Raw genomic sequence first — 15,010 nt, 5'->3', positions numbered from 1 at the left:
TCTAAAAGCTAGGATTCCCTGGCAGAAGAGGTGTAAACATGAAGGCAAGTTGCCTAGCGTTGTCCCGTTTGTTATCATCAGTATAATGTACAGAACTGCATATGGAGGTGGCGAGCTGTGTCTCGAATTTCAAAGGAAGAAGTAAAACACGTAGCCAATCTGGCGCGTTTAGCGATAACAGAAGAAGAAGCGGTCAAGCTGCAAGGTGAGCTGGACGCAATCATTGCGTTTGCTGAGGAATTGAATGAGCTCGACACGGAAAACGTTGAGGCGACAACTCATGTTCTGGACCTGAAAAATGTGCTTCGCGAAGACAAGGTAAAGGAATCTCTCTCAAGAGAAGATGCGCTGAAAAATGCGCCAGAACAGCAGGACGGCCAATTTAAAGTACCGAACGCATTTTAACAGGAGGAGAAAATCATACATGTCTTTATTTGATCATAAAGTATCAGATCTGCACGGTCTGCTGCAAAAAAAAGAAATTACTGTAACTGATCTCGTTGAAACATCATTCAAACGAATTGCTGAAGTGGACGATAAAGTAAAATCCTTTATAACTTTAAATGAAGAAGGAGCGCGAGCGCATGCTCGTGAGCTTGATGAAAAGCTTGCAGGCGGAGCTGACCGCGGTCTGCTTTTCGGTATGCCTATCGGAATCAAGGACAACATGGTCACAAAAGGACTGCGCACAACTTGTGCGAGTAAGATCCTCGCAAACTTTGACCCAGTTTATGACGCGACGGTCGTACAAAAGCTACATGCTGCAGACTCAGTAAACATCGGTAAACTGAACATGGACGAGTTCGCGATGGGTTCATCGAACGAAAACTCCGGCTTTTTTGCTACTAAAAACCCTTGGGATCTTGCATGCGTTCCAGGCGGTTCATCAGGTGCATCAGCCGCAGCTGTTGCCGCAGGAGAAGTATTGTTCTCGCTCGGATCTGACACAGGCGGATCGATCCGTCAGCCAGCAGCATTCTGCGGCGTTGTCGGAATGAAGCCTACATACGGCCTCGTTTCCCGATTCGGACTTGTCGCGTTCGCATCATCTCTTGACCAGATCGGCCCGATTACACGCAGCGTAGAAGACAATGCATACCTGCTGCAAACGATCGCCGGACACGACAAGATGGACTCCACATCCGCAAACGTGGAAATTCCAGATTACATTGCTGCACTCGGAACAGACGTAAAAGGCTTGAGAATCGCCGTGCCAAAAGAATACTTGGCAGAAGGCGTAGAGCAAGGTGTGAAAGATAAAGTCCTCGCAGCACTAAAGGTGCTCGAAGGCCTTGGCGCAACTTGGGAAGAAGTATCACTGCCGCATTCCAAGTACGCACTGGCAACATACTACCTGCTGTCTTCTTCAGAAGCGTCTGCAAACCTGTCGCGTTTTGATGGGGTACGGTACGGTTTGAGGTCTGACAACAGCGAGAGCCTGATCGAGCTTTACAAGCAGACGCGCAGCGAAGGGTTCGGCGAGGAAGTGAAGCGCCGCATCATGCTCGGAACATTCGCGCTAAGCTCAGGCTATTATGATGCGTACTACAAAAAAGCACAGAAAGTCCGCACACTCATCAAGAAAGACTTTGAAGATGTGTTTGCCAAATATGATGTGATCATCGGGCCAACAACTCCGTCGCCATCATTCAAATGCGGCGAAAAGACGAAAGATCCGCTTACGATGTACGCGAACGATATCCTGACGATTCCTGTGAATCTGGCAGGCGTTCCGGCGATTTCCGTACCTTGCGGATTGAGTGACAACCTGCCGATCGGACTTCAGATCATCGGAAAGCATTTTGACGAAAGCACGATTTACCGCGTCGCTCATGCGTTCGAACAGGCGACAGACCATCATAAAGCGAAACCGCAGCTGTAGGAGGTGCAGAAAATGACGACACAATTTGAAACGGTTATCGGACTAGAAGTACACGTTGAGCTAAAAACACAATCGAAAATTTTCTGCGGCTGTTCCACAGAATTCGGCGCGCCGGCTAACACGCACACGTGCCCGATCTGCCTCGGCCACCCAGGGGTACTGCCGGTCGTGAATAAGCAGGCTGTCGAGTTTTCCATGCGCGCAGCGATGGCACTTAACTGCCAGATCAACACGCAAACGAAATTCGACCGCAAAAACTATTTTTATCCGGACAACCCGAAAGCGTACCAGATATCGCAGTTCGATAAGCCAATCGGCGAGCACGGCTGGATCGAGATCGAGGTTAATGGCGAGAAAAAGAAAATCGGCATCACCCGCATCCATATGGAAGAGGATGCTGGAAAGTCGACACATGTTGATAACGGCTCGTTGATTGACTTGAACCGTCAAGGAACGCCGCTTGTTGAGATCGTTTCTGAGCCAGACATCCGCACGCCGGAAGAGGCTTATGCGTATCTTGAAAAATTGAAGGCCATCATCCAGTACACAGGCGTTTCCGACTGCAAGATGGAGGAAGGCTCACTGCGCTGTGACGCGAACATCTCGCTCCGTCCATACGGTCAAGAAGAGTTCGGTACGAAAACTGAGCTGAAGAACTTGAACTCGTTCGCTCACGTGCTAAAAGGATTGGAACACGAAGAAGTGCGCCAGGCTGAAGTGCTGAACGCAGGAGGAGTCATCGATCAGGAGACACGCCGCTTTGATGAAAGTTCAAAGAAAACGATCTTGATGCGTGTGAAGGAAGGGTCGGATGACTACCGTTACTTCCCAGAGCCGGATCTAGTGGCGATGGACATTGACCAAGCGTGGATGGACCGCGTGCGCGCTGATATTCCTGAATTGCCGGACGCACGCCGCACACGTTACGTGGCGGATTTCGGGATTCCTGAGTACGACGCGAAGGTTTTGACAATGACAATAGAGATGGCCGATTTCTTTGAAGCGGCTGTTGCGACAGGTGCTGACGCAAAACAGGCGTCCAACTGGATCATGGGCGAGCTGAACGCTTACTTGAATAACGAAGGAAAAGAGCTGAGTGAAGTCGCGCTAACGGCTGAAGGCTTGGCTGGCATGATCAAACTCATCTCAGACGGCACGATTTCAACTAAAATCGCGAAAACCGTGTTCAAAGAACTGATCGAAAACGGCGGCGACGCAGGAGAAATCGTTAAAGCGAAGGGGCTTGTTCAGATCTCTGACGAAGGCGCGATCCGCGAGATCGTCGTTAAAATCGTAGATGCGAATGAGCAGTCTGTCGCTGATTTTAAAGCAGGAAAAGAAAAAGCAGTCGGATTCCTAGTTGGCCAAGTGATGAAAGAGACACGAGGCAAGGCTAATCCTCAGATCGTGAACAAATTATTAGTTGAAGAGCTTACTAAAAGATAAAAAAACACCGGAGCGCTGGGGCGTTCCGTTGTTTTTTGTGTGTTTTGAGGGCGCGGGAGGGTTTGCGGGTGAGAAAAGTGGGCTTTTGGACAAGTTTAGTATTGGTATGAGTTTGGCGAGGGCGCGTTCTACACAATTGCGGGCGTTGAGTAGTGAAGCGCGGGCGCAAAACGGTGATGCGCGGCCGCCAACAGGCAAACCGCGGGCGCGAAACACCAATCCGCGGGCGTAATTCCGTTATTTCCCAAAAACAACCCCGCCCGCAACCAAACAGTCTCCTAATTAAGAGATCAGACAAAAATCTGATCGTTTTAAGCCAACCTCTTCTCCTTCATCTCCACACTAGCCTTCTTGCTCCGGCCCCCAAGCTTGAACAACAAGATCCCGCCAATAATCACGAGTACGCCAATCAGCTGCTTGAAAGTAAACGGCACTATCTCTAAGCCAAACGCGCCAATGGAATCAAAAAGCAGGGCGAAAACGAGCTGCGCCGTCAACGCAATGGAGATCGCGTACGTCGGGCCGAGGCGGCGCACACCTTGCGTGATGCATGTGACGACGCCGACTCCGATCAGGCCGCTGAACCAGAACCACGCTTTCATCCCGTCCAGCACAAACAAATCTGCCCCTTCCATGATCAAACCGAGCGTGAACGAAGCCGTAAATCCGAGTCCGAGGACGAGAACGGTCGTCGCCCAGGATCCCGCGTGTTCGTTCACTTTGCTGTTGAAGATATTCTGCAAGCCGACGAGCGCGCCTGCAATAAGTGACAGTACAATCCCTGTCATCATAAGACATCATCCTTATTCATAAATATTATTTCCGGCGATCGCGGTTAGGCCGGCACGGTCAATCACCATGATGCCGCCGCTCACACGCTCAATGAAACCATTAGCGCAGAACTGCTGCAGCACGCGGTTCATATGACGGTAGCTCGTGCCGATCAAGTTTGCAGCATCGCGGAGACTAGCCGAGCTGTGCTGTTTTTTCAGCACGTTGGAGGAGCTGTCGTACGAGACAGACAGCAAATAGCTTGCGAGCCGCACCTCGACCGGATATAGAAGATTAAACTGCATGGAATTGGATTTTACATAAAATTTATTCGTGATGATGTGAAGCAGAAACTCCAGAAACGCCGGGTCGGCAGCGGCATATTTTTTCAGCCATCGGTGATGGACGCCGATCATTTCAACCCTCGACACCGCCTCGACCGTGTTCATTGTTTCCGTTCCGCGCACATATTCAATATCCCCGATCACCTCGAGCGGTTTTTTAAACGAAAGTATGAGCGTCCGCCCCTCTGGCGAAGTCGTGAAAACCTTCACCTTGCCTTTGACGAGCACGTACAGCATGTCGGCCGGATCACCCTGTGAACAGATCAAGTCACCTTGGTCAAAACGATATAAATGCAGATGTGGCAAAAGTTCTTCGCTAAAGGCGATATTGTTCTCTTTTATAAAACGTATCAGCATTTCATGGTCATGAATCTCTCTCATCATTTTCACACACTCCTGCTAAAAACTAAGAATGAGCACACCAGCGACCATCATTCCGATTCCGACGAACTGAGGAAGCTTCATCTTCTGCTTAGACACGCTAAACCAGCCGAAGATATCCGTGAAAAACGCGATGGCCAGCTGCGCGATAAGCACTGCGGCAATCGTTAACGTAACGCCGATCTGATGGATGGCGGTAATGTTGCTGAAAATAATGATGGCGGCAAACGAACCCGCGGTCAAATAGAGCGGCTTCACACGTTTGTAGTGGCGCCACGTTTTATCCCGGAATAAAATCATCAAAAACACCGCAGCTATAAATCCGGTAAGCTGTGTGACGGTCACGGCCTGCCACGTGCCGATTGCCGAGCCAATCTGTGCGTTGGCCACGCCCTGCAGCGTGATGAACAATCCGCCGAGAATGGCGAAAAGAACTCCCTTCATACAAATCACTCCTTCTTTTCTTTGTCTCATTATCAGTTACATCGCAGTCTTTAGGAAAGGACATATGTCCTCAAACATAAAAACTTATTTTCATAGGCTTAAAGTCCCGCACACTAATTAACACCGTAATAAATAAATGGAAACAAGTTAGGGACAATTTATCATTGACGATGATAATCATTATCATTTAAGGTATAGTATGTAACTGATATTGAGAATCATTTTCATTGATAAAAGGAGGAGCAAGAATGAGCACCTTACAAATAGAGTTAAATGAAAAGTACTTAAAGCAGCAGGAAGAAAGGGAATCGAACGCGAGATCTTATCCGAGGCGCATCCCGATCGCGATTGAAGAAGCAGAGGGCATTTTTGTAAAAGATGCGAACGGAAAAACATACATCGACTGTCTGGCAGGAGCAGGTACGCTTGCGCTCGGGCATAACCACCCGGTAGTCATCGAGGCGATCGAAAAGGTGCTTCATGACAAGCGGCCATTACATACATTGGATTTAACAACACCTGTAAAAGAAGAGTTTGTGAGTGAAGTGTTCGACAGCTTGCCGGCAGAGCTCGCGCAAAAAGCGAAGATTCAATTCTGCGGACCGACAGGCGGAGATGCGATCGAGGCAGCTATTAAACTTGTGAAAACAGCAACAGGAAGGAGCACGATACTATCCTTCCAGGGTGGCTATCACGGTGCGACTCACGGAACGATGGCGCTGTCCGGAAATCTCGGACCGAAGCAGCACGTGCAGGGGCTCATGCCAGATGTTCACTTTATGCCATATCCTTACGCGTACCGCTGTCCCTTTGGAGTTGGCGGTGACGAAACGCATCGTATCAGCGCACAGTACATTGAAAATCTATTAAACGATCCGGAAAGCGGAATTCTAAAACCGGCTGCTATGATTCTAGAAGTCGTTCAAGGCGAGGGCGGATCCATTCCGGCACCGGTCGAATGGCTGAGAGAGATTCGCAGAATTACGAAAGAGCATGACATCCCGCTTATTATTGACGAGGTGCAGACGGGCATCGGACGCACCGGCGAGCTGTTTGCATTCCAACATGCGGATATCATTCCGGATGTAGTCGTGCTTTCAAAAGCAATCGGTGGCAGCCTTCCATTATCAGTAGTAATTTATGACCGCGAACTCGATCAATGGGGGCCGGGCGCACACATCGGAACGTTCCGCGGCAATCAGATGGCGATGGCGGCAGGAACAGCAACTTTAAAATACATCAAAGAAAACAACCTGTCACAGCACGCCGCAGAGCTTGGCGAAAAGCTGATGCTGGAGCTTTCCGTTTTCCAGAACGAAATCACAGAAATAGGGGATGTTCGCGGACGCGGCTTGATGGTCGGCGCAGAGATCGTGGATTCACGCATTCCGGCAGGACTAAAAGGAACGTACAAAGCCAACCCGGAGCTGGCGAGCCGTATTCAGCGCGAATGCTTTAACCGCGGCCTTATTTTAGAAGTTGGCGGACGCCACGGCAGCGTCGTCCGGTTCCTTCCGCCGCTCATCATAACAGAGAATCAGCTGGATGAAGTGATCTCTATATTTAAAGACGCGGTAAGAGCCGCGCTATAGCCGAGGTGCAGAATGACCACGACCGATTTTGACCGTTACTTCCTTAACAGCAGCAACGAAGGCGTTAAGGCTTTTCAACAAGTAGCTTCAGAAACGCAGCAGCTGTTAAGCGATTTTTATCAAAACAATGAACAGGCGTTTAACGGTAAAACGCCTAACACTATAGAAAACGAAATAAACGAGATGAGCCTTGTCTCTAAGAACGGAGACGATGTCACGGCTGTACTAAAAGAGGTGCAGGAGAAAATCGTCGAGAACAGCATCCATGTTTCTCATCCGACGAGCATCGGTCATCTGCATTGCCCGCCACTCATCCCGGCGATCGCGGCTGAGCTCATGATTGGCGCCCTGAACCAGTCCATGGACTCGTGGGATCAAAGCTCGGCGGCGACGTATCTGGAAGAGCGGCTGATCAGATGGACGGCAGAAAAGCTGCAGCTGCCATCCACAGCAGACGGAACGTTCACGAGCGGCGGCACACAGTCCAACTATATGGGGCTGCTGCTCGCCCGCGATCGCTTCTGCCATCAGCAGTGGAACTTGAATGTGAAGCAGCAGGGTTTACCGCCAGAGTCGCATAAGCTGCGCATTCTTTGCTCGGAGGCGGCTCATTTTACCGTGAAAAAGTCAGCGTACCAGCTCGGTCTTGGCGAGCAGGCGGTCGTGACCATTGAAACGGATGAAAACAAAAGAATGAAAATCAGTGCGCTGATAGATGAGGTTGATCGTTTGAAAAGCGGCGGGCTGCTGCCGATGTGTGTTGTCGCGACAGCGGGAACAACGGATTTTGGCAGCATCGATTCCATTCCGGACATTGCCGCAATCGCAGAACAGCACGGTCTATGGTTTCATGTTGACGCCGCTTATGGCGGTGCGCTCATGATGAGCCAGCAGAACCGTCATAAGCTCTACGGTATCAACAGCGCAGACTCGATCACGATCGATTTTCATAAACAGTTTTATCAGCCGATCAGCTGCGGTGCGTTTTTTGTAAAAGAGAAAGCGAACTTCCGCTATCTCGCGCACCATGCCGACTATCTGAATCCTGAAAACGATGAAGACGATGGCCTCGTTCACCTTGTGAGCAAGTCGATCCAGACGACAAGGCGGTTTGACGCGCTCAAGCTGTTTCTGTCGCTCCGCATTGTCGGCGAAAGAAACTTTGCGAGTATGATCGATTACACGGTCCAGTTGGCGCAGCAGACAGCACGGGTGATGACCGGAAAAGGTACGATCGAAGTGGCCAACCTCAGCCCGGAGATCAACGCGGTGGTGTTCCGCTGCACAAGCGTTTCAGAAGAAGCACGAAATGAAATGAACACTTTTATTTACAAAAAACTGCTCCATACAGGGACGGCGCTCGTCGCCAAAACGAAGTTGAACGGCGATGTGTACTTGAAATTCACACTGCTGAATCCGCGGACGACGATCTCGGATATTGAAGATATTCTTCACAGCATTTCTCAATTTGCGGCAGAGTACGAAAACAGGGGGATCACCCAATGACCAATATGAAACAAACAGCAGAAAAAGCGAGCATGCAAAGCTTCTTGAACTGTTACTTGCGGGAAACACAAAACTTCATACAAGACGGAAGCAAGCTGATAGTAAAGCTTGATAATCAAGATGTCACGATAACGGCAGACCTGAAGCACTGGTCGCTGACCGGCAGGCATCTGTTCCACTTCCCAATCTCATACAAAACAGGCAGACAGGAAAAGCCGCTTGATTACGTCACGATGGTATCGCTCATCTCGAAAGAATTGCTGCTGCAGCAAGGGCGCGAGGACAGCGAGGACGAGCTGATGCTGCGGACGATTCTATCTAAGCAAAACATCCAGCGATATGTGGAGGAAAGGGAAGGAGACTCTGACAAGCTGGAAAGAAGCGAGTTCTCATTTATTGAGGCCGAGCAGTCGCTCATCTTCGGACACCTGCTACACCCGACACCAAAAAGCAAGCAGGGGATGAGCCGTGAGCAGGAAACGCGCTATTCACCTGAGCTTAAAGGCTCCTTTCAGCTGCATTTCTTTCAAGCTCACCGATCCATCGTCGATCAAGATTCGGCAGCGAACGTGACGGCAGAAGAGATCACTCTAAAGCTGCTGCTGCAGGATAAGCTTTTTACAGAAACAATCGAGGCGGATGAGGATTCAGTGTTTATCCCTGCACACCCGCTGCAAGTCCCTGTCCTGCTAGAAAACTCCTTTGTACAGGAGCTGATCAGCACCGGTAAGCTGAACTACATCGGTCCCTACAGCGAACTGTTCTCGGCGACATCATCCATGCGCAGCGTGTACAGCGCCAACTTCCCGTACATGTTCAAGTTTTCGGTGCCGGTGAAGATCACGAACTCACTCCGCGTGAACCTTGAAAAAGAGCTTCATCGAGGAGTAGAGGTTTCAAGGCTCATGCAGTCGCGCATCGGCCAGCAGCTGGACAAGTTCTTCCCATCGTTCAAGATCATTAAGGACCCGGCATTCTTGAACATCCCGACTGATCAAGAGACTTCAGGCTTTGAAGTTGTGATCCGAGAGAATCCGTTCTTTGCCGGCAGCGAACAGAACGCGAGTCTTATAGCAGGACTCTGTCAGGATCACGCGTACGGCGGGCGTTCACGGATTGCTGCCATTATTAAAGAGCTGGCAGAGAAGGAGTACCGTACCCCAGAAGAGGTGAGCGCTGATTGGTTCGCGCAATACTTGACGATCTCACTCGATCCGATGCTCTGGCTGTATGAAACGTACGGCGTGGCGCTTGAGGCGCATCAGCAGAACTCGGTCGTTCAGCTGGAGAACGGCTATCCGAAAGCCTTCTACTATCGCGACAACCAAGGCTACTATTACAGCGAATCGAAGGCCGATATGCTCGTTGAACAGCTGCCAGATTTGAACCGAAAGAGCGTTACGATCTGCAGCGACGAGGTCGCAGTCGAGCGCTTCCGCTACTACTTTTTCATGAATCATCTGTTTGGCCTGATAAACGGTTTCGGCACGGCAGGTCTGGCTGATGAAGCAGTGCTGATGAAAATACTCCGCAATCGCCTTGAACACCATAACACGATCACTGGCGGAAAATCGGCGCTTTTAACTAGTCTGCTAGAAACAAAGGATTTGCCATGCAAGGCAAACCTGCTCACGCGTTTCCATGATATGGACGAGCTAGTCGGCTCGCTCGAAACGCAGTCTGTGTACACGAACATTCCAAACCCGCTGCAAAAGGTGCTGATATCGAATGCAACCAGAATTTAGTCTATATGACAACACAATCGGAAAAACGATCTCTTTTGTAAAAGTAGAGCTGGAGCGTGACGCGGCGATGCTGCACGAATGGCAGCAGCAGCCGTACGTCATCCCGTTTTGGAAGCTGGATATTCCGTTTGAAGCGTATGTGAAGCATCTTGAAAAATTCCTCGCTGATACTCACCAGACACTTTATCTCGGTCTCATCGACGGTGTGCCGATGAGCTACTGGGAGGCGTATTGGGTGAAAGGCGATGTGGTCGAGGATACCTATGATTACCATCCTCATGACCAGGGAATACACTTGTTAATTGGCGAGGAAGCGTACCTTGGCAAAGGGTACGCCCTGCCTATGCTGCGCGCGATGGTCGCTTTTCAGTTTTTATCAAAAAAGACGGAAAAAGTGATCGCCGAGCCGGATATAACAAACGACAAGATGATTCATGTGTTTGAAACGTGCGGCTTTGAAAAAGTGAAGCCGATCCAGCTGCCGGACAAGACCGGCATGCTCATGTTTTGCCATAGAGAAACGTTTGAGAGGAGATGGAGTGATGTCATTGAATCAGCAGCCGGAGAAAGTGTATGACCTGATTGGAGTAGGTATCGGACCGTTTAACTTGGGGCTAGCGGCAATGCTCGAGGAAAATGGAGGAAAAGAGACGCTGTTTTTTGAGAAAAAGACAGAGTTCAACTGGCATAAAGGGATGCTGATCGATGGCACGACCCTGCAGGTGCCGTTCTTTGCCGATCTCGTCAGCATGGCTGATGTGCGGAGCAAGTACACGTTCCTGAATTACCTGCAGGAGCACAACCGGCTGTATCACTTTTATTTCCTTGAGAAATTTCATATACCGCGCACCGAGTACAACCACTACTGCCGCTGGGTCGCGGAACAGCTGCACAACTGCCGCTTCGGCATGGGTGTAGAGCAAATACGCCCTATCGAAAATGACTTGTATGAAGTTACCGTGAAGTCAGAGGTCTCAGGCGAGGCAATAAAATATTACGCCCGCCATCTCGTAGTCGGCATCGGCTCCAGTCCATCCGTGCCCTCGCACTTAGAGAAGAACCTCGGCCCGCGCGTCATTCATTCTGCGCAATATATGAACATGAAAGACGAGCTTCTCGACGCAAAATCAATTACCGTCATTGGCTCAGGCCAGAGTGCGGCTGAGGTATTCTATGATCTTGCGCAAATCCAGGACAACGACAAGTTCTCACTGAACTGGTTCACGCGTTCAAAAGGGTTCTTCCCGATGGAATATTCCAAGCTCGGCCTAGAATATTTCTCGCCGGACTATACGAACTTCTTTTATCAGCTGCCGCAGTCTAAGAAGGACGAAATGGTGCCGAACCAAGGCTTGCTGTACAAAGGAATCAGCATGGAAACCATCGCAGACATTTATGACCTGCTTTACGAAAAATCGGTCGGATTAGAGAAGCCAGCCATCCATCTGCAGGCGATGACAGAGCTTGAAAGCATTGAAAAACAGGATGATAGCCATCAGCTTCGTCTGCGGCAAAATGTTACAGATGAAACGTTTGAGCTGCAGTCTGATGTCGTCATATTAGGAACAGGCTACGCACCGTCATTCCCGCATTTTCTCATGAACATGCAGGACAAGATCGACTGGGACGAGCAGAACCGCTATCAGATTACAAACGATTATGTGCTGAAAATGAAGGGGCTTGAGGACAGCCACATTTTCATTCAGAACGGAGAACTGCACACGCACGGCGTTGGTGCCGCGGATCTTGGTCTCGGTGCGCACCGGAATGCAGTGATCATCAACAAGCTTTTCGGACAGGAAATGTACAAATTGAATGAGAAAAATGTGTTTCAGCAGTTCGGAGTCCAGCATTCATGGAAAACCGCCGAAGTCCGCTAAACGCATTCCTGTTAAGCTGCGTCTTTCTGTTCGTCTGCTCAGAGGTCCTGCTGTCGCCGTTCTATCCGCAGTTTTTTGAAAAAGTGTACGGGATCACCGACCCGGACGTAACCGGATTTTATATTATGACATGCCGCCTCGTCGTCGTGATCTTCACGCCAATCTGGGGGCTAATCGCCAATAAATATAGCAGCAGCGCCAGACTGCTCGTTATCGGACAGTGGGGGACAGGACTCTCATGTTTTCTCATGGCCGTTGCACCAAGCTTCGAGATGTTCGTCGCCGCGAGCGTGCTGCTGCTCATCTTTAAAAGTACGTACTTTCTGCTTTACACATTGTTGATGCAGGAGAACAAGAATGAGACAGCAGGAGCGGCTGCCAGCTACCACGCTGTCTTACAAGGCGCCATTGTCACTGCGACCGTTCTGTCCGGATGGGTGATCCAGATGGACAGCCCGCTCATGATCTTCTGGATCATCGGGCTTATGGAGTGCGCTTTAGGGCTGGCGAGTTATTTTTTGCTGAAGAAATCGGATGCTGGTGTTGTTGAAGTTACCAGAACCGAATCCCTTAGCATGATGCCGAACCTTCTGAAGTTCGGCGCAATCGTTCTGACGCTTCACCTGGCCGTGAACATGATCCGGCCTTTTCTTACGACGTACACTGAGAATGTTTATCAAATAGATACCTTCACAAGCAGTCTGCTGTACTTGATCCCGAGCCTGATGGCGATCGCTGCACTGCCTTTTATTAAGAAATACAGCGAAAAGTGGGGCTCGAATGGCTATGCCGCAGCAGCGGTCCTAGCCATTGCCGGTTTACTTTTACAGATGTTTGAGACAAATGTGTTCTGTCTTATCGTGTTCCGCTGTCTGTTCGGTCTTGGAACGGCATGGTGCCTCGCCAGACTGGATGCGGTCCTTTTCCAATTCAGCCGAAATGCCGACAAGGATTACAGCAAGGTATCCGCTATCCAGAACATCGGTCTGCTGCTCGCGCCGGTTATGGCCTCATCGATTGTGAAGAACAGCTCATTATCTGCTGTTTTCCTTTATGCCGGCCTGATCGCAGCGCTGCACCTGATCATTTTCTTATCCGGTACCTTTTTAAAAGAAAAAGTGACATTACATAAGGAGGAAAAGCATGCTTTATATAAATGAAACAGAATCGATTCTGCAAAAAGAGACGTGGGAAACGGTGAACCGAAACCTGCTCGCTAAGATGCTGGCGGAGTATATGTATGAAGATATGATCCAGCCTGAGATTGTAGATGGAAGCTATGTGTTAACTGTGAATGAAGAGCGCAAATACCGTTTCACCGCGGAAAAACGCTACTTTGACAGCTATGATGTGGAACCTGGCTCGATCGAAGTGATGGTTGATGGAGAGTGGAAACCGGCTTTAAGTGCGATTACCTTTTTGCTCGATATTCAGCACTCCATCGGCATGTCGTCAGAAACGGCGGGCCATCTTATTAAAGAGCTGAATCACACACTGATTGCCGACGCTAACTTGCTGGCACACCATAAAAAAACGTCGGATGAATTGGCTGATCTGGACTATGCCGAGCTTGAAGGGGAGATGTCTGGTCACCCGTGGATCACGTACAACAAGGGGCGGATCGGATTCGGTTTCGATGATTACATGAGCTATGCGCCGGAAAACCAGCAGGAAACGAGGCTGTTCTGGATCGCCGTTCACCGTAACCGTGCACAGTTCCATTCCGTGAACAAGCTGCATTATAAGAAGCTTATTTTAAGTGAACTGGACGGGGGGATGATCGAGCGTTTTAACGAAATCCTGCGTGAAAATGGCAAATCGTCGGCTGATTATTATTTCATGCCTGTTCATGAATGGCAGTGGAAAAACGTGCTCATTCAAAACTTCCCTGAGGACCTGGCGACGGGAATGATCGTGCCGCTGGAGGAAGGCTGCGATCATTACTTGCCGCAGCAATCGATTCGCACGTTTGTTAACATGACGGATAAAAACAAGGCACATGTGAAACTGCCGATGAGCATTTTGAACACGCTCGTGTACCGCGGCCTGCCGTCTGAGCGCACTGTCATCGCACCGCGCGTGACAGAGCACATTAAAGGGATTTTTGAGGGAGACAGCTTTTTGAAGGATGAGTGCGAGGTCGTGCTGCCAGGCGAGGTGGCGAGTATGAATGTCGATCACGCGCATTACAGTAATTTAAAAGGTGCGCCGTATCAGTATCTTGAAATGCTCGGGGCAATCTGGCGCGAAAGCATCTATTCGTATTTGAAAGAAGGCGAGCAGCCGATCACACTCGCGGCGCTGCACCATGTGGATGCATACGGCAAGCCGTACGTGCAGAGTTTGATAGAGAAGTCCGGATTAAGTGCCGATGAGTGGGTGAAGAAGTTCTTCGGTGTCGTCATGCCGCCGTTGCTTCATTTCTTGTATCAGTACGGCACAGTATTCTCGCCGCATGGCCAGAACACGATTCTAATTTTAAAAGACTATCAGCCTGAGAGACTCGCAGTGAAAGATTACGTGGACGACGTGAACATTTCTGATCAGCCGTTCCCGGAGTTAGCAGGGGTGTCGGATGAGTTGCGGAAGGTGCTGCGCAGCGAGCCGCCTGAAGGCTTAACGCAGTTTATCTTCACAGGACTCTTCATCTGCCACCTTCGCTACATGTCCAACGTCATGGTGCGCCGCGGATTAATTGAGGAGATGGCTTTCTGGTCTCATTTAGTGGAGAGTATCGAGGCATATCAGGAGCGGTTCTCTCATTTAGAAGAACGATTCAAACTGTTTGATTTCTTTAAGCCGGATCTGACCAAATTGTGTTTGAACCGCAACCGTATGGTGGACTATGGCTACGGTGATGGCGACGACCGGCCGCATGCGTCGGAGTTTGGTAAGGTTAAGAATGTTTTGGCGGAGATTAGGGCTGGGAAGATGATGGTTTAAGCTAGTTGGTTAGTGCATCGGAGTGCCTTGGGGGTGCTTCGGTGCTTTTTTTTGCTGTTTTGGGGTAGTGCTGCTG

13 protein-coding genes are annotated in these 15,010 nt (G+C 49.8%); 10 read left to right on the top strand and 3 right to left on the bottom strand.

Annotation, left to right across the window (positions count from 1 at the left end):
• The first annotated feature begins 117 nt into the window (after positions 1-117).
• The 3 genes from gatC to gatB are packed head-to-tail and all read left to right on the top strand — an operon-like array spanning position 118 to position 3,328.
• Positions 118-405, top strand: coding sequence for an Asp-tRNA(Asn)/Glu-tRNA(Gln) amidotransferase subunit GatC (gene gatC, locus CGZ90_RS17365; RefSeq protein ID WP_094253788.1), 288 nt, complete (start codon positions 118-120; stop codon positions 403-405).
• Positions 406-424: 19 nt separating this feature from the next.
• The gene (gatA, locus tag CGZ90_RS17360) at positions 425-1,882 is read left to right on the top strand and encodes an Asp-tRNA(Asn)/Glu-tRNA(Gln) amidotransferase subunit GatA (protein ID WP_094253787.1); all 1,458 of its coding nucleotides are present in this window, start codon (positions 425-427) and stop codon (positions 1,880-1,882) included.
• Between the two features lie 12 nt (positions 1,883-1,894).
• The gene (gene gatB, locus CGZ90_RS17355) at positions 1,895-3,328 is read left to right on the top strand and encodes an Asp-tRNA(Asn)/Glu-tRNA(Gln) amidotransferase subunit GatB (protein ID WP_094253786.1); all 1,434 of its coding nucleotides are present in this window, start codon (positions 1,895-1,897) and stop codon (positions 3,326-3,328) included.
• A 311-nt stretch (positions 3,329-3,639) separates the two neighbouring features.
• On the opposite strand, the gene CGZ90_RS17350 is transcribed toward gatB, so the two are convergent.
• Genes CGZ90_RS17350 through CGZ90_RS17340 form a run of 3 tightly spaced genes read right to left on the bottom strand, consistent with a single transcriptional unit; the run spans position 3,640 to position 5,268 of the window.
• A complete protein-coding gene (locus CGZ90_RS17350; protein ID WP_094253785.1) occupies positions 3,640-4,119 on the bottom strand; it encodes a DMT family transporter in 480 nt (159 codons plus the stop codon).
• 12 nt (positions 4,120-4,131) lie between these two features.
• The gene (locus CGZ90_RS17345; protein ID WP_094253833.1) at positions 4,132-4,824 is read right to left on the bottom strand and encodes a Crp/Fnr family transcriptional regulator; all 693 of its coding nucleotides are present in this window, start codon (positions 4,822-4,824) and stop codon (positions 4,132-4,134) included.
• Between the two features lie 18 nt (positions 4,825-4,842).
• Positions 4,843-5,268: a DMT family transporter gene (locus tag CGZ90_RS17340; RefSeq protein ID WP_094253784.1), complete on the bottom strand. Its 426-nt coding sequence runs from the start codon at positions 5,266-5,268 to the stop codon at positions 4,843-4,845.
• Between the two features lie 248 nt (positions 5,269-5,516).
• Between CGZ90_RS17340 and CGZ90_RS17335 the strand changes: the two genes are divergently transcribed.
• The 7 genes from CGZ90_RS17335 to CGZ90_RS17305 are packed head-to-tail and all read left to right on the top strand — an operon-like array spanning position 5,517 to position 14,934.
• A complete protein-coding gene (locus tag CGZ90_RS17335; protein WP_094253783.1) occupies positions 5,517-6,860 on the top strand; it encodes an aspartate aminotransferase family protein in 1,344 nt (447 codons plus the stop codon).
• A 12-nt stretch (positions 6,861-6,872) separates the two neighbouring features.
• Positions 6,873-8,366 carry a pyridoxal phosphate-dependent decarboxylase family protein gene (locus tag CGZ90_RS17330; protein WP_094253782.1) on the top strand — a complete coding sequence of 498 codons (1,494 nt, stop codon included), beginning with the start codon at positions 6,873-6,875 and terminating at the stop codon, positions 8,364-8,366.
• Entirely contained in the window at positions 8,363-10,111 is a 1,749-nt protein-coding gene (locus CGZ90_RS17325; protein ID WP_094253781.1) for an IucA/IucC family protein, read from the top strand. The genes CGZ90_RS17330 and CGZ90_RS17325 overlap by 4 nt, the downstream gene beginning before the upstream one ends.
• Positions 10,095-10,688 (top strand): GNAT family N-acetyltransferase, encoded by a 594-nt coding sequence (locus CGZ90_RS17320; protein WP_379675190.1) that lies wholly within the window; start codon positions 10,095-10,097, stop codon positions 10,686-10,688. The genes CGZ90_RS17325 and CGZ90_RS17320 overlap by 17 nt, the downstream gene beginning before the upstream one ends.
• Complete coding sequence (locus CGZ90_RS17315; protein WP_094253780.1) at positions 10,654-11,991, top strand: lysine N(6)-hydroxylase/L-ornithine N(5)-oxygenase family protein; 1,338 nt, start codon at positions 10,654-10,656, stop codon at positions 11,989-11,991. The genes CGZ90_RS17320 and CGZ90_RS17315 overlap by 35 nt, the downstream gene beginning before the upstream one ends.
• On the top strand, positions 11,967-13,151 hold the full coding sequence (locus CGZ90_RS17310) for an MFS transporter (protein WP_094253779.1): 1,185 nt from the start codon (positions 11,967-11,969) through the stop codon (positions 13,149-13,151). The genes CGZ90_RS17315 and CGZ90_RS17310 overlap by 25 nt, the downstream gene beginning before the upstream one ends.
• The gene (locus tag CGZ90_RS17305) at positions 13,135-14,934 is read left to right on the top strand and encodes an IucA/IucC family protein (RefSeq protein ID WP_094253778.1); all 1,800 of its coding nucleotides are present in this window, start codon (positions 13,135-13,137) and stop codon (positions 14,932-14,934) included. The genes CGZ90_RS17310 and CGZ90_RS17305 overlap by 17 nt, the downstream gene beginning before the upstream one ends.
• Positions 14,935-15,010: the final 76 nt, after the last annotated feature.

It is taken from the genome of Fictibacillus aquaticus, from assembly GCF_002245695.1.
Classification (GTDB): domain Bacteria; phylum Bacillota; class Bacilli; order Bacillales; family Fictibacillaceae; genus Fictibacillus; species Fictibacillus aquaticus.
This window is presented reverse-complemented; position numbering and strand designations above follow the sequence as displayed.

Bases quoted from the DNA above. Each gene is read 5' to 3' on its own strand.
- gatA (WP_094253787.1), top strand. From the start codon at position 425: ATGTCTTTATTTGATCATAAAGTATCAGATCTGCACGGTCTGCTGCAA.
- CGZ90_RS17345 (WP_094253833.1), bottom strand. From the start codon at position 4,824: ATGAGAGAGATTCATGACCATGAAATGCTGATACGTTTTATAAAAGAG.
- CGZ90_RS17335 (WP_094253783.1), top strand. From the start codon at position 5,517: ATGAGCACCTTACAAATAGAGTTAAATGAAAAGTACTTAAAGCAGCAG.
- CGZ90_RS17305 (WP_094253778.1), top strand. From the start codon at position 13,135: ATGCTTTATATAAATGAAACAGAATCGATTCTGCAAAAAGAGACGTGG.
- CGZ90_RS17320 (WP_379675190.1), top strand. From the start codon at position 10,095: ATGCAACCAGAATTTAGTCTATATGACAACACAATCGGAAAAACGATC.
- CGZ90_RS17325 (WP_094253781.1), top strand. From the start codon at position 8,363: ATGACCAATATGAAACAAACAGCAGAAAAAGCGAGCATGCAAAGCTTC.
- CGZ90_RS17310 (WP_094253779.1), top strand. From the start codon at position 11,967: ATGGAAAACCGCCGAAGTCCGCTAAACGCATTCCTGTTAAGCTGCGTC.
- CGZ90_RS17330 (WP_094253782.1), top strand. From the start codon at position 6,873: ATGACCACGACCGATTTTGACCGTTACTTCCTTAACAGCAGCAACGAA.
- CGZ90_RS17350 (WP_094253785.1), bottom strand. From the start codon at position 4,119: ATGATGACAGGGATTGTACTGTCACTTATTGCAGGCGCGCTCGTCGGC.
- CGZ90_RS17340 (WP_094253784.1), bottom strand. From the start codon at position 5,268: ATGAAGGGAGTTCTTTTCGCCATTCTCGGCGGATTGTTCATCACGCTG.
- gatB (WP_094253786.1), top strand. From the start codon at position 1,895: ATGACGACACAATTTGAAACGGTTATCGGACTAGAAGTACACGTTGAG.
- CGZ90_RS17315 (WP_094253780.1), top strand. From the start codon at position 10,654: ATGTCATTGAATCAGCAGCCGGAGAAAGTGTATGACCTGATTGGAGTA.